Source organism: Sedimenticola hydrogenitrophicus (assembly GCF_025175675.1).
Lineage (GTDB): Bacteria > Pseudomonadota > Gammaproteobacteria > Chromatiales > Chromatiaceae > Sedimenticola > Sedimenticola hydrogenitrophicus.
This window is the reverse complement of the sequence record NZ_JANIOA010000012.1, coordinates 47,775-70,911: the sequence shown is the minus strand read 5'-3', so window position 1 is coordinate 70,911 and position 23,137 is coordinate 47,775. Positions and strand designations below refer to the sequence as shown.

24 protein-coding genes are annotated in these 23,137 nt (G+C 62.2%); 9 read left to right on the top strand and 15 right to left on the bottom strand.

What is annotated here, in order from left to right; all coding sequences use genetic code 11:
- Positions 1-327 precede the first annotated feature (327 nt).
- The 4 genes from NPX02_RS08670 to NPX02_RS08655 form a co-directional block, all read right to left on the bottom strand.
- Positions 328-906 (bottom strand): YceI family protein, encoded by a 579-nt coding sequence (locus NPX02_RS08670; RefSeq protein ID WP_260293119.1) that lies wholly within the window; start codon positions 904-906, stop codon positions 328-330.
- Positions 903-1,586 carry a cytochrome b gene (locus NPX02_RS08665; RefSeq protein WP_470423641.1) on the bottom strand — a complete coding sequence of 228 codons (684 nt, stop codon included), beginning with the start codon at positions 1,584-1,586 and terminating at the stop codon, positions 903-905. Before NPX02_RS08665 ends, NPX02_RS08670 begins: the two co-directional genes overlap by 4 nt.
- Positions 1,576-2,184: an FMN-dependent NADH-azoreductase gene (locus NPX02_RS08660; protein WP_260293118.1), complete on the bottom strand. Its 609-nt coding sequence runs from the start codon at positions 2,182-2,184 to the stop codon at positions 1,576-1,578. Before NPX02_RS08660 ends, NPX02_RS08665 begins: the two co-directional genes overlap by 11 nt.
- Positions 2,185-2,323: 139 nt before the next feature.
- Positions 2,324-3,217, bottom strand: coding sequence for a LysR family transcriptional regulator (locus NPX02_RS08655; RefSeq protein ID WP_260293117.1), 894 nt, complete (start codon positions 3,215-3,217; stop codon positions 2,324-2,326).
- A gap of 428 nt (positions 3,218-3,645) precedes the next feature.
- Between NPX02_RS08655 and NPX02_RS08650 the strand changes: the two genes are divergently transcribed.
- Entirely contained in the window at positions 3,646-4,890 is a 1,245-nt protein-coding gene (locus NPX02_RS08650; protein ID WP_260293116.1) for an MFS transporter, read from the top strand.
- Between the two features lie 112 nt (positions 4,891-5,002).
- The gene (locus NPX02_RS08645) at positions 5,003-5,347 is read left to right on the top strand and encodes a winged helix-turn-helix domain-containing protein (RefSeq protein WP_260293115.1); all 345 of its coding nucleotides are present in this window, start codon (positions 5,003-5,005) and stop codon (positions 5,345-5,347) included.
- Between the two features lie 4 nt (positions 5,348-5,351).
- On the opposite strand, the gene NPX02_RS08640 is transcribed toward NPX02_RS08645, so the two are convergent.
- From NPX02_RS08640 to NPX02_RS08620, 5 genes are all read right to left on the bottom strand, one after another.
- Complete coding sequence (locus tag NPX02_RS08640) at positions 5,352-5,735, bottom strand: VOC family protein (protein ID WP_260293114.1); 384 nt, start codon at positions 5,733-5,735, stop codon at positions 5,352-5,354.
- A gap of 200 nt (positions 5,736-5,935) precedes the next feature.
- Positions 5,936-7,225, bottom strand: a complete 1,290-nt coding sequence (locus tag NPX02_RS08635; RefSeq protein ID WP_260293113.1) for an MFS transporter — start codon at positions 7,223-7,225, stop codon at positions 5,936-5,938.
- Positions 7,226-7,812: 587 nt separating this feature from the next.
- On the bottom strand, positions 7,813-8,238 hold the full coding sequence (locus NPX02_RS08630) for a glyoxalase (protein WP_260293112.1): 426 nt from the start codon (positions 8,236-8,238) through the stop codon (positions 7,813-7,815).
- 64 nt (positions 8,239-8,302) lie between these two features.
- A complete protein-coding gene (locus tag NPX02_RS08625; protein WP_260293111.1) occupies positions 8,303-8,494 on the bottom strand; it encodes a DUF5522 domain-containing protein in 192 nt (63 codons plus the stop codon).
- 16 nt (positions 8,495-8,510) lie between these two features.
- On the bottom strand, positions 8,511-9,269 hold the full coding sequence (locus NPX02_RS08620) for a 3-hydroxybutyrate dehydrogenase (RefSeq protein WP_260293110.1): 759 nt from the start codon (positions 9,267-9,269) through the stop codon (positions 8,511-8,513).
- A gap of 480 nt (positions 9,270-9,749) precedes the next feature.
- Between NPX02_RS08620 and NPX02_RS08615 the strand changes: the two genes are divergently transcribed.
- Genes NPX02_RS08615 through NPX02_RS08605 form a run of 3 tightly spaced genes read left to right on the top strand, consistent with a single transcriptional unit; the run spans position 9,750 to position 11,872 of the window.
- A complete protein-coding gene (locus NPX02_RS08615; RefSeq protein WP_260293109.1) occupies positions 9,750-10,223 on the top strand; it encodes an Lrp/AsnC family transcriptional regulator in 474 nt (157 codons plus the stop codon).
- 49 nt (positions 10,224-10,272) lie between these two features.
- On the top strand, positions 10,273-11,250 hold the full coding sequence (tal, locus tag NPX02_RS08610; protein WP_260293108.1) for a transaldolase: 978 nt from the start codon (positions 10,273-10,275) through the stop codon (positions 11,248-11,250).
- A 40-nt stretch (positions 11,251-11,290) separates the two neighbouring features.
- Positions 11,291-11,872, top strand: coding sequence for a PhnA domain-containing protein (locus NPX02_RS08605; RefSeq protein ID WP_260293107.1), 582 nt, complete (start codon positions 11,291-11,293; stop codon positions 11,870-11,872).
- Between the two features lie 470 nt (positions 11,873-12,342).
- Here NPX02_RS08605 and ppc read toward each other — a convergent pair whose 3' ends face one another.
- From ppc to nosD, 4 genes are all read right to left on the bottom strand, one after another.
- Positions 12,343-14,946, bottom strand: a complete 2,604-nt coding sequence (gene ppc, locus NPX02_RS08600) for a phosphoenolpyruvate carboxylase (RefSeq protein ID WP_260293106.1) — start codon at positions 14,944-14,946, stop codon at positions 12,343-12,345.
- Between the two features lie 183 nt (positions 14,947-15,129).
- Positions 15,130-15,846, bottom strand: a complete 717-nt coding sequence (locus NPX02_RS08595) for a tRNA1(Val) (adenine(37)-N6)-methyltransferase (protein ID WP_260293105.1) — start codon at positions 15,844-15,846, stop codon at positions 15,130-15,132.
- 5 nt (positions 15,847-15,851) lie between these two features.
- Complete coding sequence (locus tag NPX02_RS08590; protein ID WP_260293104.1) at positions 15,852-16,358, bottom strand: HugZ family pyridoxamine 5'-phosphate oxidase; 507 nt, start codon at positions 16,356-16,358, stop codon at positions 15,852-15,854.
- A gap of 332 nt (positions 16,359-16,690) precedes the next feature.
- The gene (nosD, locus tag NPX02_RS08585; RefSeq protein WP_260293103.1) at positions 16,691-17,902 is read right to left on the bottom strand and encodes a nitrous oxide reductase family maturation protein NosD; all 1,212 of its coding nucleotides are present in this window, start codon (positions 17,900-17,902) and stop codon (positions 16,691-16,693) included.
- 264 nt (positions 17,903-18,166) lie between these two features.
- On the opposite strand from nosD, the gene NPX02_RS08580 reads away from it, so the two are divergent.
- Both NPX02_RS08580 and NPX02_RS08575 read left to right on the top strand, forming a co-directional pair.
- Positions 18,167-18,475: a putative antibiotic biosynthesis monooxygenase gene (locus tag NPX02_RS08580; protein WP_260293102.1), complete on the top strand. Its 309-nt coding sequence runs from the start codon at positions 18,167-18,169 to the stop codon at positions 18,473-18,475.
- A gap of 122 nt (positions 18,476-18,597) precedes the next feature.
- A complete protein-coding gene (locus NPX02_RS08575) occupies positions 18,598-19,041 on the top strand; it encodes a CBS domain-containing protein (RefSeq protein ID WP_260293101.1) in 444 nt (147 codons plus the stop codon).
- On the opposite strand, the gene NPX02_RS08570 is transcribed toward NPX02_RS08575, so the two are convergent.
- Both NPX02_RS08570 and NPX02_RS08565 read right to left on the bottom strand, forming a co-directional pair.
- Positions 19,038-21,113: a sensor histidine kinase gene (locus NPX02_RS08570; RefSeq protein ID WP_260293100.1), complete on the bottom strand. Its 2,076-nt coding sequence runs from the start codon at positions 21,111-21,113 to the stop codon at positions 19,038-19,040. The two genes, NPX02_RS08575 and NPX02_RS08570, sit on opposite strands and share 4 nt — an antisense overlap.
- Positions 21,114-21,115: 2 nt before the next feature.
- Positions 21,116-21,817, bottom strand: coding sequence for a response regulator transcription factor (locus NPX02_RS08565; RefSeq protein ID WP_260293099.1), 702 nt, complete (start codon positions 21,815-21,817; stop codon positions 21,116-21,118).
- 217 nt (positions 21,818-22,034) lie between these two features.
- Here NPX02_RS08565 and NPX02_RS08560 point away from each other — a divergent pair, with 217 nt between their 5' ends.
- A complete protein-coding gene (locus NPX02_RS08560; RefSeq protein ID WP_260293098.1) occupies positions 22,035-22,571 on the top strand; it encodes a PspA/IM30 family protein in 537 nt (178 codons plus the stop codon).
- The gene (locus tag NPX02_RS08555; RefSeq protein ID WP_260293097.1) at positions 22,568-23,137 is read left to right on the top strand and encodes a hypothetical protein; all 570 of its coding nucleotides are present in this window, start codon (positions 22,568-22,570) and stop codon (positions 23,135-23,137) included. The genes NPX02_RS08560 and NPX02_RS08555 overlap by 4 nt, the downstream gene beginning before the upstream one ends.

Sequence of the window (23,137 nt, the reverse complement as noted above, 5' to 3'; positions counted from 1 at the left end):
CTTATGCCGCGAAGGCCAGGAGGAGTGGTACAGGGATGTACCGTTTACGGAGCCGAGGATGCAATGGCCGGGAGCGGCTTGGGCAGGCGCTGAAAAAGGGACCGGATTCGAGGAAACAAGCCATCACGTGAGGCCGGCAAGGCAGGCCAGTCACCCCGTGAGTAGTTACATTCGAACAATACACTGACTTGGGCGAGCGAAATCCGGGGTAGAACCCTGTCGGCTCTGCTCCCCGGATTCCGCCGCTATCGGCCTGTGGATTTTCTCCCTGTGCAAGGTAGCGGCTAAATCCAGGCTACCGTGCAATGAACCGGTCCCGGGTAAAGACTATTGGCGAATGCCTTCTACGGTGAGGAACAGCTCCACTTCACGCGCGGCCGGACCCAGGTCCATGGGAATACCGAAATCCGCGAGCGCCAGCCGGGTGGTGCCCTCGAATCCCCGACGGAAACCGCCCCAGGGGTCCTTGCCGGCGCCGATCTGGGTGACATCGATGCTGATCGGACGGGTCACGCCGCGCAGCGTCAGGTCACCCTTGAGCAGCCCCGTGTTATCTCCCGTGACCGCATAGCTGGTGCTGGTGAAGGTCGCCTGGGCAAACTCGTCCACTTTCAGGAAATCCTGGCTGCGCAGGTGCTTGTCCCGCTCGGCATGGTTACTGTCCACGCTGGCGGGATTGACCGTGACTGAAACCGTCGATGCCGATGGGTTGTTCTCGTCATAGTCGAAGCTCCCCTCGAACTGGTTAAAGCGGCCCAGCACCCAGCTGTAACCCAGATGGGCGATCTTGAACTGGACGAAGGCATGGGCATTTTGCGTATCGATGACATAGCGCTCGGCCGATACCGGGGCGGCAAGGACCATCCCGGCCGCCGTAAGCAGTGAAAATATCAAGCGTTTTTTCATGATGTCTCCTTGGTAAAAAAGGTTTCTGATTCAGTGATTGCACCTGTCGCGCGGCCTGTCACGCGCCTGGGCTTGCCGAGCATCCGCATCAGGGTGGGATCGCGATCGATAAAGTGGTGCTTGAGGGCGGCCAGTGCATGCAGGGCGACCAACCCGATCAGGCTGACGGCAAGGACAAAATGGACGTCACCCGCCGCATCCTCCATGTCCTTAAACGCCGGCAGCAGCGCCGGTACCGTGAACCAGCCGAACACCTCGATACCGCGTCCGTCGGCGGTGGAGATGAGATAGCCGCTGACGGCGATGGCTAACAGCAGCAGGTAGAGCCCGCCGTGCACCAGGCCAGCCAGACGCCTCAGCAACCGCGAACCGCCATCCAGCGGCCGCGGCGGCGGGCTGATAAACCGCCAGCACAGCCGGAGCGACAGCAACAGCAGCAGGGTGATCCCGAGACCGCGATGGAGATGCGGTGCCGCCTGATACCAGGGGTGGTAATAATCCAGGCTGGTCATATAGAGACCCAGCGGGAACAGGCCCAGGACCAACAGCGCCACCAGCCAGTGCAGCGCAATGCTGATGGCGCCGTAGGTTTGCCGGGTGTTGCCGAGCCGCATCCCTTGAGCCCCCTCTCTGCGGACCTGGCGCGGTACCATCTTGAATATGACGGGCTCAGGCGGCATGCCGCTCGATCTCGGCCTGGGCATCCTCTATCCCCTTGCGACGAATTTCATCCCCCATATTGAGCCCTTCCGAATGGATAAAGTTCACCTGCCGTATGCCGAGGAAATTGAACAGGGTCTGCAGATAGGGGGCCTGCTGATCGGTGGCGGTACCGCTGTGCACGCCACCCCGCGCGGTGATGATGAAGACCGGTTTGTCTTGCACCAGCCCCACCGCCCCTTGGTCGGTATAGGCGAAGGTGCGTCCGGCCATCACGATATGGTCGATGTAGGCCTTCAGCGTGGAAGGGATGCCCAGGTTGTACATCGGCACACCCAGGACCACCAGATCGGCGGAGAGAAATTCATCGATCAGCAGATTGATGCGTTCCGCAATCCGCGCCATCTCCGGGGTATGCTGCTCCGGCGGGCTCATCATGGCGGCCAGCATGGTCTCGTCCAGATGGGGCAGCGGTTTGCCGACCAGGTCCCGCTCGATGACCTGGTATTCCGGGTGGTTGTCGAGCCACTGGCGCACAAACCGGGCGCTGAGCCGGCGCGAGTCGGAACCGGTCAACCGGGCACTGGAGTCGATATGGAGTAGCCGTTTTCTGTTCATGTGACACTCTCTCAGGTAATGTTTAACTTGGAGAGGAGCCTATCATTGTCCCTGTTTTGTTATTAGACGGTATTTTTCAAAAACTATGTTCCACCTATGGAACAATGCACCCCCTTGGGAGGGCTTGCATGAAGGTGGGTTAATGCGGAAGACTGCTGAAATGCCGGTCCAGGAAGGTGATGAAGGCCCTGACCTTGGGGGTCAGGTGACGGGGAGAGGGATAGACGGCGTAGATCCCCCCCTCCCGGACACTCCACTCATCGAGCACCGAGACCAGCTCACCGCTGGCGATCAGATCCTGGCAGTGCAGCTCCGGTAACAGGCCGATCACGCGGCCGGTCAGGCAGGCCCCGCGGATGGCATTCAGGTTGTTGATACCCAGTCGGCCGGTAATCTCCACCGCGACCGTTCCCCGCGGCCCTCTGAACTTGAGGAGTTCACTGCCGCGGCGCGCGGAGAACACCACGCAGTCGTGCTGTTTCAGATCCTCGGGTGAGCCGGGAATCCCGTGTTGTTGGAAATACTCCGGTGCGCCACAGACCCGCATCCGGTCGGTATAGAGCCGATGCGCCACCAGGGTGGAATCCTCCAGCTCCCCGGCCCGGATCGCCATATCGAAGCCCTCCCCCACCAGGTCCACAAGGCGGTCGGAGACATCCACCTGCAGCCGGATCTCCGGCTGCTGGCGAAGGAACTCCCGGGTAATGGCCGGCATGATGGAGATACCGATATCCACCGGCAGGGTGACCCGCAGCAGCCCCCGCGGCTGCTCCTGACACTGGCTGATGGCACGCTCCGCCTCCTCCGCCTCGGCCACCAGCCGGGCACAGCGGTCATAATAGAGCGCGCCCAGCTCCGTGGTGCGAACGCTGCGCGTGGTCCGCTGCAGCAGGCGCGCACCCAGCCGGCCTTCCAACTGGCTGATCTTGCGGCTGACACTCGATTTCGGCAGGCCAAGATTGGTCGCGGCAGCGGTAAAATTACCCGCCTCCACCACCTTTACAAAGATCACCATCTCGTTGAAATCCAGCATGCAGCCTGACCTTCCCTTCGGTTTCGTTGCCGGGCTATACGTTAACGCATTCCCCAACCGTTGCGCATTACTTTCGTTTGCAACAACTACTCGCCCCCTATCCACACCACAGAGACACAGAGAGCACAGAGAGCACAGAGAGCACAGAGAAATAACAAGATCCTCCCGCAGGTTCCATCCTCAGGTCCGTAAGCGGTGCATTCCAGGATCGGGGAGGGTCTGAGTGCCAATTATCCGCCACGCTACGTTGTTGAGTGAACCTCTGTGTCCTCTGTGCCTCCGTGGTACATTGGAGAGGCATTAATGGACACCTCGGGTAAATAGTTACCGCTTGCAACCGATTTCCCCACGCAACTCCGGCTTGTCTTGGTTCGATCGGCAATGGCATAGTCAACCCTTTCCGCCACCAATAATAAAAGGCCACCCGCTTGGATCCCAGCCTCACCCGCCGCCACCTGTTCCTCAGTATCCTGTTCCCCTTTGCCCTGGGCTACTACCTCTCCTATCTCGCCCGGGTGGTGAATGCGGTACTGGCACCAGACCTGGTGGCGGAACTCTCGCTCGGCGCGGATACGCTCGGACTGCTGACCGCCTCCTACTTCTTCACCTTTGCCGCCGCCCAGCTGCCCCTGGGAATCCTGTTGGACCGTTACAGCCCGCGCCGCATTGAATCCCTGCTGCTGCTGGTGGCGGCCGCCGGGGCCCTGCTGTTCGCGCTGGGGGACAGCGCCTGGGACCTGATCATCGGCCGCGGCCTGATCGGACTGGGCGTGTCGGCCTGTCTGATGGCCGCCTTCAAGACCTTCACCCTCTGGTTCAAGCCGGAAAAGCTGCCGCTGCTGAACGGGATCATTCTCGCCTCGGGCGGGGTCGGCGCCATCACCGCCACGGCACCGGTCCAGGCCGCCCTGTCGCTGACCGACTGGCGCGGGGTCTTCCTGCTGCTAGCGGGCCTGCTGCTGCTCTCATCCGTGATCATCTTTGTACTGGTACCGGATCACACCGAGGAGCGCCCGCAGGAGACCCTGCGGGAGCAGCTGCGCGGCATCGGCACCATCTTCCGCGACCGCTTCTTCTGGATGATCGCCCCCCTGACCATGCTGTCACAGTCCTCGTTCATCTCCATCCAGAGCCTCTGGGCCGGCCCCTGGCTGCAGGACATCGGCGGACTGGAACGCACCGCCATGGCCGACACCCTGTTGCTGGTGGCCGCCGCCATGGTGGCCGGTTTCCTGGCCATGGGTACACTGGCGGAACGACTTGCGCGTATCGGGGTACGCCCCATCCTGTTGTCGGCGGCCGGCATGCTGACCTTTCAGTGTATTCAGCTGCTGATCATCCTCGGGCCGGCGGCGGCCTGGCTCTCCCCGGTCTGGATCGGTTTCGGCTTCTTCGGCACCACCGGCATCGTCCAGTACGCGGTACTCTCACAACACTATCCGCGTCACCTGGCCGGGCGGGTCAATACGGCGATGAATCTGCTGGTGTTTGTGTCGATTTTTGTTTTGCAATACGCCATCGGCGCCATTATCAATCTCTGGCCGCAAGTGGGTCCCGGCCAGTATCCGGCCGTCGCCTACCAGATGGCGTTTGGTTTTGCCCTAATGCTGCAGGCGGGCGCATTCAGCTGGTTTGTCCGGGAGTACCGGCGCGGTCGGGCGGTCACAAGGTAGGCGTCTGAATGCAACCCATTGGTTGTGACGCCCCGACCGCTGCTTTAGGATAGGGCGCGTTTTGGTGGCTGATGCGGCCAGCTAGGGCTGAAGGGCAAAGCAAGGTGTTCCGATGAAAGTAAAACTGCGACTCCAGATCCGTTTTAACGACAGTGTCATCGGTCCCGGCAAGATCGCCCTGCTGGAGTCGGTCGCGCAACACGGCAGCATCTCCGGTGCCGGCAAGGCGTGCGGCATGACCTTCCGGCGCGCCTGGCAACTGATCGAAACCGTTCAGGAGGCGCTGGGTCAACCGCTGGTGGAGACCACCGTGGGTGGCAAGGGCGGCGGCGGCGCCGAACTGACGCCCTTTGCCAAATCACTGATCGAGCATTATCGAAAGCTCGAAAAACAGGCCAATGGCTCCGCCGGATCGCTGTTCGAGTTGCTTAACCAGACCGATTCGGACCTATCCTGACGGATCACGCTTTCGTCTGTTGGATAAACTCCAGGGCGTTCTGATCCGGATCGCGGCAGAACAGCGCCCGCCGGCCCGAACGACTCAGGGTGTAGCCGATCCCGGCGGCATCCAGGGTGGTGACCAGGTCATCCAATGTCTCCACCCGAAAGGCGAGGTGACGGTCCAGCCCACCGTGGGCCGGCCTGCCCTGCAGCGGGTCGGGGTTGGGCAGCTCCAGCAGATGGATCTGCTGTTCGCCCAGGTTGAGCCAGGCCCCCGGGTAACCGAGATCCGGGCGCGACCGATCGACGGTCAGCCCCAGTACGCCCCGATAGAAATCCAGCGCCCGCGTGGTATCGGCCACGATCAGGCTGGCATGATGAAATCCGGTCACCAGTTTCGACATCGCAATCTCTCCCGACCGTCTGTAACTCAAGTTTCGGAGTTCAGTCCCAGACACCGGTCGGGCCACCCCCTTGCCGGGACCGTCGGAGGCATTTGTGCCGACGCCGAGGGCATCCATATACGTATTCACAGTGTGTCTCTGCAAGGGAGTAGCACGCCCTGAACGACCTCTTTTGAACTCCGAAACTTGAGTCTGTAATTTCAGGCAATCTGCCGGCAGTGGGTCTCCCTGGTAAACAGTATCAATACCAGCGCCAGGACAAGCCAGCCCAACATCAGGCCAAAGCCGTTGCGATAGGCCTCCAGCCCGTAGATCCGTGCACCGTTTTCCATGGCCCCCGTCCAGTGCCGGTCCAGCAGCCAACCCACGGCGGGCTGCAGCAGCATGGGGCCGATCATCACCCCCATGTTGACTAGGCCCGAGGCGGTGCCGGCCAGGCGGGGTGGCGCCGACTCCCGGGCGAAGGCGAAGCCGATGATCATGTTGCCGGTAAAGAAACCGATCACGACCAGCAGCAGCACCAGCAGCCAGACCGGCAGGCCTGGCACCAGGATCACCACACACCAGACCGCCAGCTGCACCACGCAGCCCAGCAGATAGAGCGGCTTGCGATGCCCCAGGTGATCCGACAGCCAGCCGAACACCGGCCCGCCGATCGCCCAGGAGACCAGCAGCGCCGAACAGATGGCGGCGGCCGAAGTCTTCTCCAGTCCATAGTGGGTGGTGAGAAACGGCACACCCCAGAGGCCGGCAAAGGTGAGCACGCTGCCGACCCCGGCGCCGGGGACGAAATAGAGCAGCCAGGTGTTGCGATACCCCAGCACCGTCCGTATGCCCGCCATCACCCCCCGGGAGTGCTGCGTGGCTGTGTCGTCATGGGCGGTGGCATGGCTGGCATACCCCCTCTCCGTGGGGTCATCCCGGACCAGCAGCCAGATGGCCAGGGCCACCGCAAAGGCGACCCCCGCGGATACCAGCATCACCGGTCGCCAGCCAAAGCCATCCACCAGCAGCCGCAGCGGCACCCCGGCGAACACCGCCCCCACCACGCCGCAGAACAGCGCCATGCCGGAGGCCAGCGAGTACTGTTTCGGCGGTAGCCAGTGGCCGGCCAGCTTGAGCATGCCGACAAAGGCCACCGCCACCGACCCGCCGATCAGCAGGCGCCCCAGGTTGGCCCAGAGCGCATCCGGGGCCATGGCAAACAGCAGGGTGCCGAGCCCGGCAATGGTCGCCCCGCTGGCCAGCAGTCGCCGCGGTCCCCAGTGATCCGCCAGCAGCCCGGTGGGCACCTGCATCGCCACATAGCTGTAGAAATAGAAGGCAGAAAGATTCCCCAGTGCCGTGGCGTTGAGCTGAAAATCGGTCATCAGCTCGGTGGTCATTACCCCCGGAGCCACCCGCTGATAGAAACCGATGAGGTAGAGTGCCGCCCCAAGTCCCCAGATCATCCAGGCCAGGCGCAGTGGTGGAAAGGCTACAGCATTCATGAATTATCCCTATTGACGTTCACGTCACTATAGCCTGTGTTGCAGGGAGATAAAACCCGACAGAGAGGACCGCTATTACTTCGTCAAACAAAGCGCTACGGCTTATCGGTTACAAACGCAATTATTTAGGCAGGACGGCGAAATCGCCTACACGAGGGGGTGAATACCAATGGGGAGTGCGACCGGGCACCGCCGCCTCACCATCATCCGGAGTGGTTGTGAGCCGCCCGGCTCAGTTATCCCGCAGCCAATCCTGATACTGGATTCGCTTATTGCAATTGTCAAAAAGCTCGGGCGGGCAATCCAGCTTATCGCAGATGAATTCACAACGTGCGCATTCAGCCGGGACATCGCTGATGAAAGAACCGAACAGATCCCTGAGAAAAGCGCTGATTCCCCTGATCATTTTTGGCTGTCCTTTTGGCTGGTTATAGACTAAGTACCGGATTGACCGGATTATTATTCTATCCATAGACCTCCATTCCCTGATCAGCACCCAATCGACAAATTCGTCGACAGGACGAACCCGCCCGGGAGTCTGACCTCCCGGATAGTACTTAATCCCACGTGGCAGTTCAAGAATGCCCTTAGCGGCCTGGTTTTTGCGCCTTTCTGATACGCCGCAGCTGCACAATCTCGGCAAAGATGCCGCCGATAGCGCCCCAGAGGCCACCAAGAATGATCACCACCACCGCTTTGTCGCCGGCCAGCTGTTGCAGAAAGGTGGGTTGGGGCATCGGGTAGAGCATGAGGTGGATCAGCAGGGATAACAGCAGCGCGCCGATCAGTCCCATCGCCATACCGTGCAGCAGCCGGCCATCGCGTGCCTTCAGGGCGGTGAAGACGCCGGGGGCGATCCACAGTGCGGAGAGCGTGAGCAGTTGCGGTGCGGTCGCCTGCTGCACGCCCAGCCACAGGGCCAGCACGATCAGCCCCAGGGAGAGTGTTACCAGCATCAACGCGCCGAGCAACAGGGCGCGATAGTTCATGAAAGGCGGTTGTTCTGCTGCCATATGAGGGTTCTTCAGCTTACGGGCGGTGGGTTTAGAGGACATACAGAAGGCGACGAGACGAGCCTCATCGGGCCGGCTTCACATTGACATGATCGAAGGGACAGTGGCGACAGGCGGAACCGCAGCAGTTACCCCGGCTGCGGTGATAACATTCGGTGAACACCATCAGCCCGTCCTCCCAGTAGTAGTGCCGCCCCTCCACCAGCTGCTCCAGGGGCCAGGGATCGATCGCTTCCGTTTCGTTCGCTTCTCTCATCGCCTCTCCCACCCGGTTACTGAGCGGTCCAGCCCGAATCGATGGTCAGGGAGGAACCGGTGATGGAGGAGGCCTGGTTGCTGGCCAGGAAGGCGACCAGGTCGGCTACCTCTTCCGGCTCGATCAGTTTTTTGATCGCGGCATTTTTCAGCATCACATCGGTGACCACCTGGTCCTCGGGAATACCCCGGGTACGGGCCTGATCGGCGATCTGATTCTCCACCAGCGGGGTGCGCACATAGGCCGGGCAGATGGCGTTCACCGTGATCCCGAATTCGCCCCCTTCCAGCGCCGCGGTCTTGGTCAGGCCGATCACCCCGTGCTTGGCGGAGATGTATCCCGCCTTGAAGGGGGAAGCCACCATGGCGTGGACCGAGGCGATGTTGATCACCCGGCCCCAGCCCTTCTGCTTCATCATCGGCCAGGCATAGCGGATCAGCAAGAAGGGGGCGGTCAACATGACCCCGATCAGCTTGTTCCACTGCTCCACCGGAAACTCCTCGATCGGGGAGATATGCTGGAAGCCGGCATTGTTGATCAGGATATCGACACTGCCGTGCAGTTGAGCGGCCTGGGCGATGAGGGAACGGCACTGCTCGGCATCGGACAGATCCGCCTGGATGAAATTGGCGCCGATTTGCGTGGCGGTGGCGTTTCCGCTCTGCGAATTGAAATCCGCAATTACCACCTTGCAGCCCAGACTCACCAACTTCTCGGCCACGGCCCGCCCGATACCGCTCGCCCCACCGGTCACCACGGCAACTTTATTCTGCATCTGATCACTCTCCTGATAAGTATCGGCGCCACGGCCGGTCGTTCAGGTGCGGATTATAACCCAGTGAGTTGACGATTTATTGATGAAAAAAACATTAAAAAGCGTGGGGTTCCGGTGTGCTGGACCGATAGCGTAAAGCGGCGGGGGAAATCGGTGGGCCGGGTACGGCCCACCTCAGATCAGGTTTTCCCTGCTACCAAGCCGCCTGCCCTGAGTGACCGGTCTCCGCGATTTTGACCTTTGTCGCTCTCATGAAACGACTCGGGCAACAGACCCTTGTGGGGTGGTGGCTGGGAGACGGCCGGGACAGGCTTGTTCAGTGGCACCAGTATAGGGAAAAAAGTTGAGTGAATGGATGCAAATACAGCCCATGATTCACTTTAATATAGATTTTTTAACTATAATATTGGCTATTTATAGTGATATTATTCAGATTATTCTAATAATGTACAAACCAGACCCTACTGTCGAATATCCAATATGAAACTGGACCGCATAGACCGACGCATCCTCACGGAGATGCAACACGACGGCCGCATCAGCAATCTGGAGCTGGCGGAGCGGGTAGGTCTCTCCCCCACCCCCTGCGCGCGGCGGGTCCGGCAGCTGGAGGAGGCCGGCATCATCGACAAGCACGTCACCCTGCTCAATCCCGCGCGGCTGAACCTGAAACTCACCGCGCTGATCCAGATCAGCATGGACCGGCACACCCCCGACCGCTTCGAGAATTTTCAAGCCCGGGTGGCGGAGTACCCCGAGGTGATCGAATGCAGTTTGATCACCGGACAGTCGGCGGATTACCTGGTCAAGGTGGTGGTACCCGACATGGAGGCCTACCAGGAGTTTTTGCTGGGCAAGATCACGCGCATCGCCGGCGTCTCCGGGGTACAATCCAGCTTCATCATGCGACAGATCATCCACAAGACCGAACTGCCGCTGGATTACCTGACATAGTGCCAATCAGGGCACCCCACTACCCGCACGGCAGACAGAGAGCACCACGATGGATCAGACCACCACCCTCAGCAAACTGGATCAATTGAAACGCATGACGGTTGTCGTGGCGGACACCGGCGAGTTTGAGCTGGTAAAACAGTACACCCCGGAAGATGCCACCACCAACCCCTCGCTGATTCTGAAGGCCTCGCAGCAGCCGCAATATGCCGGGCTGACGGACCAGGCCATCCGCTGGGCCAGGGCACAGGGCGATCAGGAGCGCTTCATGGACAATGCGGTCGACAAGCTGTCGGTCAGCTTCGGCTGTGAGTTGCTCAAGCTGATTCCGGGGCGGGTCTCCACCGAAGTGGACGCCCGCCTCTCGTTCGATCGCGACGCCACCATCCGGCGCGCCCGCCGCCTGATCGAGCTGTATGAGCAGCAGGGCATCGCCCGTGAGCGCATCCTGATCAAGATCGCCTCGACCTGGGAAGGTATCCGCGCCGGCGAGGTGCTGGAGGCCGAGGGCATCCACTGCAACCTCACCCTGCTGTTCAGCTTCGTCCAGGCGGTGGCCTGCGCCGCGGCCGGCATCACCCTGGTCTCCCCGTTTGTCGGCCGCATCCTCGACTGGCACAAGCAGCAGAGCGGCCGCGACAGCTATCCCGCCAATGAAGATCCCGGGGTACTCTCGGTACGGCGCATCTACGACTATTTCAAGAAGTTCGACCACCCCACCATTGTCATGGGCGCCAGCTTCCGCAATCTGGGGGAGATCGAGGCGCTGGCCGGCTGCGACCGCCTCACCATCAGCCCGGCACTGCTCAACGAGCTGGCCGGCCAGCACGACCCCCTACCCCGGGCGCTCTCGGCCGAGCACGCCCGCCAGGCGGACATCGAACAGCTGGAGATCGATGAGACACGCTTCCGCTGGCTGCTGAACGAGGACGCCATGGCCACGGAAAAACTGGCCGAGGGGATCCGCCTGTTCAGCCGCGATCTGGAAAAACTGGAACGGGCCATCGACGGGAAGATGGTAGAATAGGCGCCCGAATTCACCCATTAACAACGGACAAGGCCATACCATGAGTACAGAACAGGCGTTACTTGAGCGCAGCGAATCCAAATGCGAACTCTGCGCGGCCACGGAAAATCTCCAGCCCTACCCGGTCCCGCCCGCCTCCGAAGACAGCGCCGAGCAGTCCCTGCTGCTCTGTGACACCTGTCGCGAACAGATCGAGGCGCCGGAGAAGACCGACCCCAACCACTGGCGCTGCCTCAACGACAGCATGTGGAGCCAGGTGCCGGCGGTGCAAGTGGTGGCCTGGCGCATGCTCAAGCGCCTCAGCGCCGAGGGCTGGCCGCAGGATCTGCTGGATATGCTCTACCTGGACGAGTCGACCCTGGCCTGGGCGGAGGCCGGCAGTGAAAGCGGCGGCGGTGAGCAGTCAGCGCCGCATCTGGACTGCAACGGCGCTCGGCTCGAAGCGGGTGATACGGTCACCCTGACCAAGGATCTGAACGTCAAGGGGGCCAACTTTACCGCCAAGCGCGGCACCGCGGTACGCGGCATCTCCCTGGTGGCTGACAATCCCGGACAGATCGAGGGCCGGGTGAACGGCCAGCAGATCGTTATCCTGACCCAGTTCGTGAAGAAGTCGGGCTGAACGCTACCTTACTTCACAGGCCAAATACGGATCGTAGGGGCAGGCCCCCGTGCCTGCCCTGGTCCGATGCAATCACCGCCCACGAACAACCACGGGAGGTTGCCCCTACAAGTACCGAATCGCGTCTACCAGGGTGACCCGCTGTTTGTGCCCGAGCGTGTAGGATGGGTGGAGGCGCGGCACCATTATTGACGGCTATTCGCGGCGGTCGGGCGCGCCGTAACCCATCTTCGGATGCGGATGCAGGTGCACGATGGGTTGCGCGCCGGAGACGGAGCCGGCGGAGAGTTCATGGAAGCGCTCCACCCATCCTACGAACTGGAACCGGCAAAAAGCAAGTAACCGCGAAGAACGCAAAGTACACGAAGGAAGACGAGTAGCTTTTCCTTTGCGCTCTTGGCGTTCTTTGTGGTTATAACGACATCCATAGGGCGCGTAGGGTGGGTACGCTTTTTGTGCCCACGCAGCTGCTAGCCGGTATTCTGCATACCGGCGGAGATCCCCGCCATGGTCACCATCAACGCCTGCTCCAGGCGCTCATCCGGGGCGTTGCGGTCGCGATGTAGCAGTTCCGCCTGCAGGTAGTGGAGCGGATCGATATAGGGGTTGCGCACATTGATGGAGCGCCGGATCAGGGGGAAATCCGCCAGCAGCTTGCGGGTCTGCTTGATCTTCAACACCTGATCGAAGGTGCCACAGAGACGCTCCCGCAGGGTATCGCCCAGGGGTTGCAGCGCCTCCGGCACCAGCCGGGCGGCATAGTACTCGGCAATCACCGGGTCACTCTTGGCCAGCACCATCTCCAGCATATCCACATAACTGGCGAAGAAGGGCCAGGCCGCGTACATCTCGTGCAGTTGCGCCAGCCGGCCGGACTCGATCGCCTGCCCCAAGGCGCTGTCGGAGCCCAGCCAGGCCGGCAGCATGAGCCGGATCTGGGTCCAGGCGAACACCCAGGGGATGGCGCGCAGGCTCTCCACCCCGCCATCGGCACGGCGTTTCGCCGGCCGCGATCCCAGCGGCAGCTTGCCCAGCTCATGCTCCGGCGTGGAGGCGCGGAAGAACGGCACAAAGCGCGGATCATCCCGCACCACCGCCCGGTATTCGTGAAAGGCGGTCTCGGCCAGGGATTCCATCATCGCCCGCCACTCCGGCCGGGGCGCCGGCAAGGGACAGAGGGTGGCGGCCAGCACGGCGCCGGTATAGCGCTCCAGGTTGCGCTCGGCAATCTCCGGGATGCCGAACTTGAAGCGGATCACCTCGCCCTGCTCGGTCACCCGCAGGGTGTGATCCACCGATCCGGGCGGCTGGGCCAGGATCGCCCGGTGGGTGGGACCGCCACCGCGGCCGACCGTGCCGCCGCGGCCATGGAACAGAGTCAGGTGCACCTCGCGGCCGCGGCAGGTGGCGGTCAACGCCTCCTGGGCCTGGTACTGTCCCCAGACCGCCGCCAGCTGGCCGGCATCCTTGGAGGAGTCGGAGTAGCCGATCATCACCTCCTGATGCCCGTGGGTGTAGTCCCGGTACCAGTCGATGGCGAGCAGCTGGTCGATACAGTGGTGGGCCTCCTGCAGGTCCACCAGGGTCTCGAACAGCGGCACCACCCGCATGTCGTGACCCACCCCCATCTCCCGCAGCAGCAGGATGACCGAGAGCACATCGGAGGGTTGGCTGGCCATGGAGATGACATAGGAACCGAGGGCGCTGGGATCGGCCTGGGCGATCACCCGGCAGGTCTCCAGCACCTCATTGATCTCCCCGTCCGGCTGCCAGTTAGCCGGGATCAGCGGCCGCTTGCTGCGCAGCTCACCCAGCAGGAAGCGCTGCTTCTCCGCCTCGTCCCACGCCAGGTAGGAGCCGAGATCGTAGAACCGGGTGAGGGCCTCGAACACCGCCGCGTGACGGTCGGCATTCTGCCGGATATCCAGCCGCACCAGGGTGACCCCAAAACAGGCGATGCGGCGGATGATATCCTCCAGCAGCCCGCCGGCGATGATCTGCATGCCGCACTCGATGAGCGAGCGATGGCAGAGCATCAGCGGCTCCAGCAGCTCCTCGGCCGTCAGCAGCGTCTCCGCGATGATGTGGTGTCCGGACAGCCCCTGCTGGATCAGGGTCTTGGTCTGGTCCAGGCGACGCCGCAGCCCGGCCAGGATATGCCGATAGGGTTCGGCCGTATCGCCGGCCCGCTCCCGCAGCTCATCGTTGCACTGATACATGGAGAGTTCGGAGCGCAGTTCATCCAGATCGCGGTCATACAGATCGGCGGCCATCCAGCGCGCCAGCTGCAGCACCTCCCGGGTCACCGCCGCCGTGACATGGGGATTGCCGTCCCGGTCCCCGCCCATCCAGGAGGAGAAGCGGACCGGTGACCAGTCGAGGGGCAGCGGCTGCCCCAGCACCGCCTGCATCGACTCGTCCAGCTGGCGCAGATAGTTTGGCACCGCTTGCCACAGCGAGCCCTCGATCACGGCAAAGCCCCACTTCGCCTCGTCGATGGGCGTGGGGCGCTGGCGCCGGATCTCGTTGGTGTGCCAGATCTGGCTGACCAGTTCATTCAGGCGCCGCTGGCGGTACTCGCCCCGCTCCAGCTTGCGCAGACAGTCGGTGATGGCGTTGTATTTCTTGATCAGGGTACGGCGGTTTACCTCGGTGGGGTGGGCAGTAAGCACCAGGTCCACCTCCATGCGGCCGATCGCCCGCAGGATCTGTTCATTGTCGAGGCCATCCGCCTGCAGCTGTTTCAGTTGCCGGGCGAAGGAGTCCTCCGCATCCAGCTCGCAAACATCCTGATGCAGCCGCACACGATGAAACTCCTCGGCGATATTGGCCAGGTTGAGAAACTGGGTGAAGGCGCGCGCCACCGGCAGCATCTCCGCCTCGCTCAGAGCAGAGAGCTCCCGCAACAGCGCCTGGTGATCCGAACCGGCATCCAGCCGCCCCGCCTTGGCCAGGCGGCGAATGCGTTCGATCTTCCGCAGAAACGCCGGACCCAGATGGTTTTCGATGGTTCGCCCCAGACTCTCACCCAGCATGCGCACGTCGTCGCGTAATGATTCATCCAGATTGGTCATAGACTTCCAAACTCCAACAAGGGCGATAATATCGGCGACTAGTACTACTTCAATTCGATGAAGTACTTTGTAGGGTGGATAAGCCGGTAGGCGCATCCACCGCAATAATGGTGGATGCGCTTTGGCTTATCCACCCTACGAAACCGAACAGCTTTACCCGACATATTAAATTGGAAGACTCCTTTAGGCCGGGACGGCAAACCGCAACAAAAAGGGGGCGAGATAACGGGTACTCTCTTCACTGTAGGTGCGCGGTGCATTATAGATGACCAGCCGGCGGGAGACGAACAATTCGGGCCGGCGACTGAAGCTGAGCACGGCCACCTTGGCCTGACTGTGGCCATGCCCGGCAAAGTCGATGCGCCCGTTCAGCCGCAGGCCGGCCGCCGCCGCCAGCGCGCTAACCCGGGTCACCCCGTGCACCGGGATCAGCAGGTAGAAACATCCGTCCTCGCGCAACAGGCGGGCGGCGATCGGCACCAGTTCGGCATAGGGCAGGCGGTCGGCGTGCCGGGCTAGGCGGCGCAGGTTTGTGCCGCTTTTGGTGTGTTGTTCGAAAAAGGGCGGATTGCTGATGATCAGATCGAAGCGCCGGTCGCAGTCGGTCGCGTAGGCCTGTATCGACCGCCGCACCAACTCCAGCCGCCCGGACCAGGGGCTGGCGGCGAAATTGGCAGCGGCGTCACGACACGCCGACGCGGCCAGTTCCACGGCAGTGACCCGCCCCGCCCCCAGTTGCATCAGCATCAGCGACAGCAGGCCGCTGCCGGCGCCGATATCCAGCACCCGTTCACCACCGGCGACCGGGGCCATGGCGCCGAACAGGGTGGCATCGGTGCATACCTTCATGGCCGTTTCGCCCTGCCGCACACCGAACTGCTGAAAGCGGAAAATCGACACCGCGCTCAGTCCGGCGGGGTGACGGGGCGCAGTCCGCCCGCTGGCAGCACCAGGTCATAGGCCTTGCCGAACCCCGCCACATAGCGCCCGGTTTGTGGCGTCAGGACAAACAGATGGAAGTCTGGCAGGCGACGCAGCAGGGCCACGGTCTCGCCGAAGCGCTGCTCCATCCGCGACAGCAGGCCGGCCTGCTCCGGGGCGTCGGGAGGGAGCTCCTCCGCCCGGCACTGCAGGATCACCCGCTCCCGGGCGAAGGGGTTACGGGTCTCCTCCTCCGGCCGGATGAACAGGATCGCGGCGCGCCCCTGGTGCCGCAGGTTCCGCGTGTGCGCGGCCAGCTCGCTGACGAAGATATAGAAGCACCTGAATTCATCCCGAAGATAGGGGGCATAACTGATCTCCGGCTCGCCGGCGGCGGTGACGGTGGAGAGCAGCAGGGTCCGCTGGGAATCGATCAGTGCCTGATAGTCCGCCTCCGCCTGTCGCGGGTCGGTTGATTCAGGGGTGGTCATGAAGGCTCGCTCGCAGGTCAGAAAAAACAGGCCTTCATGCTGACACGACCCGGCGCGGAGATAAACCCCGGGGTAACTACTCGCCCCATCTGCACCACGGAGACACAGAGAGCACAGAGAAACCACAAGATCCTTCCGCAGCATCGTAGGATGCGGTGAGTGAAACGAACCGCATCGCATGGGGGGCGGCAACGGTGCGGTTCGCAAGCTCACCGGCACCCTACGGTATCCGCGGCGGTATATTGTTTCGTTAACCTCTGCGTCCTCTGTGCCTCCGTGGTGCAATGGAGGAACTTTGACGGACGCTCAGAGTGAGTAGTTACCCCCGGAATTCAGTGCGTGCGCGGCGAGGGATCGGAGAGGATCAGCTCCGGTGTGGAGAAGGGGGCCAGGCGCTCGATGAAATCCACCATTTCCAGGACCGGGGAGGCACGGAAGAAGCGGGCCATGGGTCGGTCCATCCACAGCCGGTCGGAGTAGAGATAGATGTTGTGCGGGGTGTCGCCGGTACCGTCCCGATCGCGGTCGAAACCCTCATAGGTATCCCAGGCGTTATCGCGCCAGTCATTGCCGCGCGCGCTGGTGGCGGCGCTCACCGCGACCGGAATGATATTGCCAGTGAAGCGGTTGCCGTGAATGATATGCCCGCCCTTCTCGCCATAGAAATACATCGCCACATCGTTGTAGGCGAAGTGGTTGTCGTTAAGATAGAGGATATTCTCCGGGTGGGTCGGCGAGTTGGCGGTCAGGCCGACGGCGCAGCGGACGATGTCGTTGGCCTCCAGCCGCACCTGGGAACTCCCCTTTACCGCCAGCGCGGAACTGGTGGCATCGGGCATGTTCAGCAGCCGGTTGTTGCGGATGATCACCTCATTGGAGTAGATCAGCACGATGCCGCTGGTATTGCCGGCCAGGGTGTTGTTCTCTATCTCGTTATTGTGCGAGAAGATCAGCTCCATGCCGATGCGGCTGTTCTCGATGGTGTTGCCGACAAAGCGGTTGTCGGTGGAGTTGGTGAACAGCACATCCCGCACGCCGCTGATGTGATTCCCTTCCAGCAGATTGTCGGAGCTGTACCAGAGGCGAATCCCCTCCCCGCGCAGGCTCGGCGCGTCGCCACGGGATTCAATCCGGTTGTTGCGCACCGCATTGCCGTTCGACTGGCGGATATGGATACCGAACAGCACATCGTCAATGCGGTTATCCTCCACCAGCGCGTCATCCGCCGCCAGCAGCAGTGCGGCATCCACCTGATCATGCGAGTGGCCGGAGTTGGTCAGGTGCAGGCCGCGCAGCGTGACCCCGTCGGCCTGGACCGTGAGCACGGTGCCGCTGCCCTCGCCATCAACCGTCACCTCGCCGCGGCCGTCGATGGTGATCGGCCGCCGGATCACCGCCGGACCGGCATAGCGGCCCGCCGGCAGGGTCAGCACGCCCCCCGGCGGCGTAATATCGACAAACAGCTGCAGCGGCGGCAGCGCATATCCCGAAGTGGATAGCAGGCAGCCCGCCAGCAGCCAGAGCATCGGCCATAACCGCTTCATGACAGAGTTTCAGCAACCGTTCCAGTGAGTTGAAAACACGCCCGAGGCGCCGCACCGATCCGGGGGCCGCCGCCGGGTTAGTAATTCTGACACAGGATAGGGTTATCGTGCGACGCTGTCCTTAAGAATAATCAATTCGACACCCTGCCGGTTGACCCGGTCGCTGGAGCGCGGCGGGTTCGGCAGGTGGCGCAACGAAATATGCCGAGTAATAAATTATACTTGCGGTATGCAGTCTGTTTTCTACCAGCGGGAGGAGACATCATGACGGCATTCAATGTGGTCCGTTTCAAGGTCAAGCCGGGAATGGAAGAAAAATTCCTCGCGGAACACCGCACGTTTCAGCCCCGGTTTCCGGGTTTCAGGCGGGGCTACGTCATCCACACCGGAGAGCGTGGCTACTGCTTTATCGGTGAATGGGAGCACGCCGCCGACTCGATTCAGGCGGAAGAGGAGATGGTCGGGCTGCTCGACCGCTTCAGGGACACGCTCGAAGACCAGGGCCCCGGACTCGGCATATCCGATCCCGTGGTGGGTGATGCCCTGATCGAATACTACCCGGCGGAGAGCTGAACTTGACTCACCAGGTGACACCCTTGCCCCCATGCCTATCTCCGTTGGGTCAGATAGACCACTACTCATCCGGTAACTATACTCAAATGTATATCCAGCGGTAAGAGTAGAGAGGTGTTGCCATGTTCGTGGAAAATTTACTGGCGGAAAAAGATGGTCAGATCTGGTCCATCACACCGGACGCTACGGTTTATGAGGCACTGGTGCTGATGGACCAGAAGGATATCGGTGCCCTGCTGGTGATGCAGGGGAACAAGCTGATCGGGATTCTCTCGGAGCGGGACTACGCGCGCAAGATCATCATCAAGGGCAAATCATCCAAGGAGACCCTGGTACAGGAGGTGATGACCAACGAGGTCTGTTATGTGGACAAAAAGACGAACATGGATGAGTGTCTCGCGATCATGACCGAAAAACACATTCGCCACCTGCCGGTAATGGAGCAAAACCGGCTGATCGGCCTGGTGAGTATCGGCGATGTGGTCAAGGCCATCATCAGCGAACAGGAGATCGTCATCGACGACCTGTACAACTACATCAACGGGGTCTACTACTCACCGCACTAAGGACTCGCGCAGACCGGAAAGATCACCCGGAACGCCGCGCCAGGCCGTTGGTTGATCACCTCCACCCGCCCCCCCATGGCGGTGGCCAGCTGACTGACCAGGGCCAGGCCGATACCGGTACCGATAGTCTCGCGGGTCAGTTCATTCTCGGAGCGGTAGAACAGGCGAAATATCTTCTTCATCTGGTCCCGGGGCACCCCGGGACCATAATCCCTGACCGTGAACACCAGCCGGTTATCGCGCTCCAGCGCCGCCGTGATATCGATCCGGCGGGTCGCGGCGCCGCGGGAAAACTTCAGCGCATTGTCCACCAGGTTGATCATGATCTGGCTGAAGCTGTCACTGTCGATCTTCACCACGGCCGCCGCCGCCTCATCGGCCTGCAGCCTGAGTTCGAAATCCGCCCGCTCCACCACGGAGGCGATTTTCGAGTGGATGCCGTCCAGCAGCTCCGCCACACGGGCCGGCCGGCACTCCAGCACCAAACCGTTACGCGTCATGCGGGCCAGCTGCAGCACATTGTTGATCAGGCGGGTGAGGCGTTCACTCTCGTCATGGATATAGTCGTAATAGCTGAGCTTTTTCTCCTCGCTGGCCCAGCCCTCGTGCAGCATCTCCCCATACATGCGGATCGAGGTCAGCGGCGTCTTCAGCTCATGGCTGATGGCGGAAACGAAATCCTGCTGCTGCCGGGTCAGCTCAATCTGCCGCAGGCCCAGGCGGTACAGCAGATAGAACCCGCCACATAGCACCAGCAGCAGGGTGGCCGCCACCCAGAGGACGAGGCGGCCCCCGGGGCCGGCCGGCAGCTGCCGGATGCTGTAGATCAGTTCCATCTCGCTCAGCGGGGCGGCGAGGCGATTGCGGTAGAGCAGCGCCCCGGACAACTCCTCGGCGCGGCTGTAATAGCCCTGGGCGTTTTTGCCGCGGAAGGTGCTGAACAGATCACCCCGGTAGGCCAGGGTCAGCTCACTCATGCCGGACAGGGCGCTCTCCCTGAACAGGTCGGCAACGGTCGCCTGCAGAAACGGCTGGCGTTCGATCAGCAGCCCCTGGACCAGGCGCCGACCGTCTCGCCACACCTTGCGAAACAGCACCAGATGCCCACTGTCCAGAAGGCTGAACTCGAACGGGTCCAGTTCGCTCTCGAAGGTGTGGATGCGCACCCCGGTCTGGCTTGCCGGCGGCCGCGCTGCCGCATCCTCGTCCATGACCGGCGCCGGCACCGGCAGCATACCGCGCTCCTTGCGGACACTGCGCTGCGCGCCCCGCTGCTGCTCCTCCGCCGCGGCAACCTGCTCCTCGGCAAGCCGCGCCTCGAAACGCCGGTCCAGCTTCAGATCCTCCACCCGGCCCAGCTGTGCGGCGGCAGCGGGCGATTGCACCTGTTTGCGCTTGCTGAAGTTCTCGGTGAGCCGGTCAAAGGCCGCCTGAGGCTGGTCGGCACGCTCCGCCTCCATCGCCGACCCGCTAGCGCTATCGAATAGGCCGACCGCGGGCGCCCCAAGGGACGGCTCTCCAGGCGTCCGTTCCGCCTCCTTCCCGGCGGGTGTCCGGTCGCGTCCGCTCCCGTTGCTCCGCACCAGCCGGTTCTCACCGAGGATCTGTTGCACCCGCTCATGCAGCGCCAGCCGCCGGTTCACCTCATCCCCGGCAATGCCGTAGCGGATCGCCTGCTCCGGCTGGGCGGGCAACAACGGCGTGCTGAAACGCCCGGTGTCATCCACCTGAAAATAGCCGATCACGCCGGGGACTGAGGTGTCGACCGGATAGTTCGACAGGGCCGAACGCTGCAGAAAACCGGCGCCCGGATCCCCGCTCACCACCAGGAAGGCATAATCGCTGAAACGGCGATTCTCTTCGCTGTTCACCAAGCGTCTGAGCCGGTCATCGATGCGCGCGCTCAACGCCTCCGCCTGCAGCCGATACTGGTGAAATGCCTCCCACTTGAGCTGGCTGTAGGATTGCCTGATCAGCACCCCGGAGGGGATCAGCAGCGCCAGGAAAAACAGCAGCAGCCAGCGCCGCAACCGGGACGGGTCCAGGCCGGTAAGCCGGTTGCCATGTCCCATGGTCACTCCACCAGCAGCCGGTAACCGGCACCGCGCACCGTCACCAGGTAACGTGGATGGGCGGCGTCCGGCTCGATCTTGCGGCGCAGCCTGGCGATATGAATATCCACCGTGCGGGTCTCCAGATCGAGATTTTTCGCATAGCCCCAGACCCGGGTCAGCAGTTCATCGCGGGAGACCGGGCGCTCGGCATTGGCATGCAGATACTGCAGCAGCTCCATCTCCCGCCGGGTAAAGGCGTGTTCGCTATCACCGCAGCGGCCGGAGAGATTCAGGCAGTCCAGTTCCACCGCATCGCCCAGCCTTATCCGGCTCTCCCCTTGCGTGCCGATACGCGAGCGGCGCAACACCGCCTGCACCCGCAACACCAACTGGGTGACGGAGAAGGGCTTGGCCACGTAATCGTCCGCGCCCAGGGAGAGTCCCTGGATCACATCCTCATCGCCGCTCTTGGCGGTCAGCATGATGACCGGCTGTTCCCGGTCCTGCTCCCTTATCCGCGCACAGATATCGAAGCCGTTGACACCGGGCAGCATGACATCCAGCAGGATCAGGTCATAGCGGCCACTCAACGCCAGCCGCAACCCCTCCCGGCCATCGTCGGCGGCATCCACCGCATAGCCGTGAAACACGAACAGATCCACCAGGCCGCCGCGGATGGCCTTTTCGTCTTCAACAATCAATAAGCGAATCTTGCGGGACATGGTTGCTCTGGTATGGCTTCTCTGATTTGGCTTCTTTGGCTCACCGAAGTGGTCGTTCGCGCTGCCTGAAAGCCTATCAGTTTCAGCCATGGCAGACATGTAAAACTTTTGTAAACCGTCCGCGGATGATTTTACAAAACCCTGTCTACAACGCGCCGACGCGCCATCCTAGACTCTCCCCACGCAATCCACGAAACCCGCTATCGGGAGGTAATCCATGGCATTGATCAACCGGATAACTCGGCTCTTCCGCGCCGACCTGCACGCCGTACTCGACCGCATCGAAGAACCGGACCTGCTGCTTCGCCAGGCCATCCGGGAAATGGAGGCGGCGTTTGCCGAGGATGAACAGCGCAGCCGGCTGCTGCAACACGAACTGGCCCAACTGAGCGGCCAACAGCAGAGCTGCCACGGCAAGCTGGCCGCTATGGACGAGGAGCTGGACATCTGTTTCCAGTCGGACCAGGAGTCGCTGACAAAACAGCTGATGCGCAAAAAACTGGAGCTGGAACGGTTTAGCGAGCAACTGGAGGGTCGTCGGCAGACGCTGCAACAGGCGCTCACCGAGCTGTCGCGGCGACTGAGCGATAACCGCACCCGGCTGGAGGGCCTGCGCCAGAAGGCGCAGCTGCTGGAGCCCCAGCCTGGCGACAGCCGGGCGCAGGACCGCCGGGAACCGGCCGGCATCCACATCAGCGACGCCGATGTGGAGATCGCCTTGCTGCGCGAAAAGCGCAAGCGGAGTCACTCATGAAGCGGCCCACTTTTCTCGAAGGGGTGGGCCTCGCCCTGGCGGCCAGCCTGAGTGGCGCGATCCTGTTCAGCGCCCTGGCGCCCGTGGTCGGCCATTCGACCATCCTCAAACTGTTGATCGCCGGACTCGGCCTCACCTACACCCTCTACCTGCTCAGGCGCAGCGGACAGCGGCTCGGCCGCGTGGTCACACTCTCCGCCTGGCTCCTCAGTTCGGCCATCATCTGGTTGCTCGATCCTCCCCTCACGCTCTACCTGCTGCTGCACATCGGGCTGATCTGGCTGATCCGTTCGCTCTATTTCTACAGCAGCCTGTTCTCCGCGCTGGCCGACCTGGGCCTGAGTGGGCTGGGCCTGGCGGCAGCCAGCTGGGCGCTGCTGCAGACCGGCAGCCTGCTGCTCGGCATCTGGTGTTTTTTCCTGCTCCAGGCACTGTTCTGCGCCATCCCGTCCGAGATGAAAAAACGCCCGGGTCCCGGCGCGGCCGGCGACGAAACAGGCGACCGTTTTCAGCAGGCCGAGCAGGCCGCCGAAACCGCCCTGCGTCGACTCTCATCGATCCATTGA

Excerpts from the sequence above, each read along its gene's own strand:
- NPX02_RS08670 (WP_260293119.1), bottom strand. The coding sequence starts at position 906 with ATGAAAAAACGCTTGATATTTTCACTGCTTACGGCGGCCGGGATGGTC.
- NPX02_RS08665 (WP_470423641.1), bottom strand. The coding sequence starts at position 1,586 with ATGCCGCCTGAGCCCGTCATATTCAAGATGGTACCGCGCCAGGTCCGC.
- NPX02_RS08660 (WP_260293118.1), bottom strand. The coding sequence starts at position 2,184 with ATGAACAGAAAACGGCTACTCCATATCGACTCCAGTGCCCGGTTGACC.
- NPX02_RS08655 (WP_260293117.1), bottom strand. The coding sequence starts at position 3,217 with ATGCTGGATTTCAACGAGATGGTGATCTTTGTAAAGGTGGTGGAGGCG.
- NPX02_RS08645 (WP_260293115.1), top strand. The coding sequence starts at position 5,003 with ATGAAAGTAAAACTGCGACTCCAGATCCGTTTTAACGACAGTGTCATC.
- NPX02_RS08640 (WP_260293114.1), bottom strand. The coding sequence starts at position 5,735 with ATGTCGAAACTGGTGACCGGATTTCATCATGCCAGCCTGATCGTGGCC.
- NPX02_RS08635 (WP_260293113.1), bottom strand. The coding sequence starts at position 7,225 with ATGAATGCTGTAGCCTTTCCACCACTGCGCCTGGCCTGGATGATCTGG.
- NPX02_RS08630 (WP_260293112.1), bottom strand. The coding sequence starts at position 8,238 with ATGGCAGCAGAACAACCGCCTTTCATGAACTATCGCGCCCTGTTGCTC.
- NPX02_RS08625 (WP_260293111.1), bottom strand. The coding sequence starts at position 8,494 with ATGAGAGAAGCGAACGAAACGGAAGCGATCGATCCCTGGCCCCTGGAG.
- NPX02_RS08620 (WP_260293110.1), bottom strand. The coding sequence starts at position 9,269 with ATGCAGAATAAAGTTGCCGTGGTGACCGGTGGGGCGAGCGGTATCGGG.
- NPX02_RS08615 (WP_260293109.1), top strand. The coding sequence starts at position 9,750 with ATGAAACTGGACCGCATAGACCGACGCATCCTCACGGAGATGCAACAC.
- tal (WP_260293108.1), top strand. The coding sequence starts at position 10,273 with ATGGATCAGACCACCACCCTCAGCAAACTGGATCAATTGAAACGCATG.
- NPX02_RS08605 (WP_260293107.1), top strand. The coding sequence starts at position 11,291 with ATGAGTACAGAACAGGCGTTACTTGAGCGCAGCGAATCCAAATGCGAA.
- ppc (WP_260293106.1), bottom strand. The coding sequence starts at position 14,946 with ATGACCAATCTGGATGAATCATTACGCGACGACGTGCGCATGCTGGGT.
- NPX02_RS08590 (WP_260293104.1), bottom strand. The coding sequence starts at position 16,358 with ATGACCACCCCTGAATCAACCGACCCGCGACAGGCGGAGGCGGACTAT.
- nosD (WP_260293103.1), bottom strand. The coding sequence starts at position 17,902 with ATGAAGCGGTTATGGCCGATGCTCTGGCTGCTGGCGGGCTGCCTGCTA.
- NPX02_RS08580 (WP_260293102.1), top strand. The coding sequence starts at position 18,167 with ATGACGGCATTCAATGTGGTCCGTTTCAAGGTCAAGCCGGGAATGGAA.
- NPX02_RS08575 (WP_260293101.1), top strand. The coding sequence starts at position 18,598 with ATGTTCGTGGAAAATTTACTGGCGGAAAAAGATGGTCAGATCTGGTCC.
- NPX02_RS08570 (WP_260293100.1), bottom strand. The coding sequence starts at position 21,113 with ATGGGACATGGCAACCGGCTTACCGGCCTGGACCCGTCCCGGTTGCGG.
- NPX02_RS08565 (WP_260293099.1), bottom strand. The coding sequence starts at position 21,817 with ATGTCCCGCAAGATTCGCTTATTGATTGTTGAAGACGAAAAGGCCATC.
- NPX02_RS08560 (WP_260293098.1), top strand. The coding sequence starts at position 22,035 with ATGGCATTGATCAACCGGATAACTCGGCTCTTCCGCGCCGACCTGCAC.
- NPX02_RS08555 (WP_260293097.1), top strand. The coding sequence starts at position 22,568 with ATGAAGCGGCCCACTTTTCTCGAAGGGGTGGGCCTCGCCCTGGCGGCC.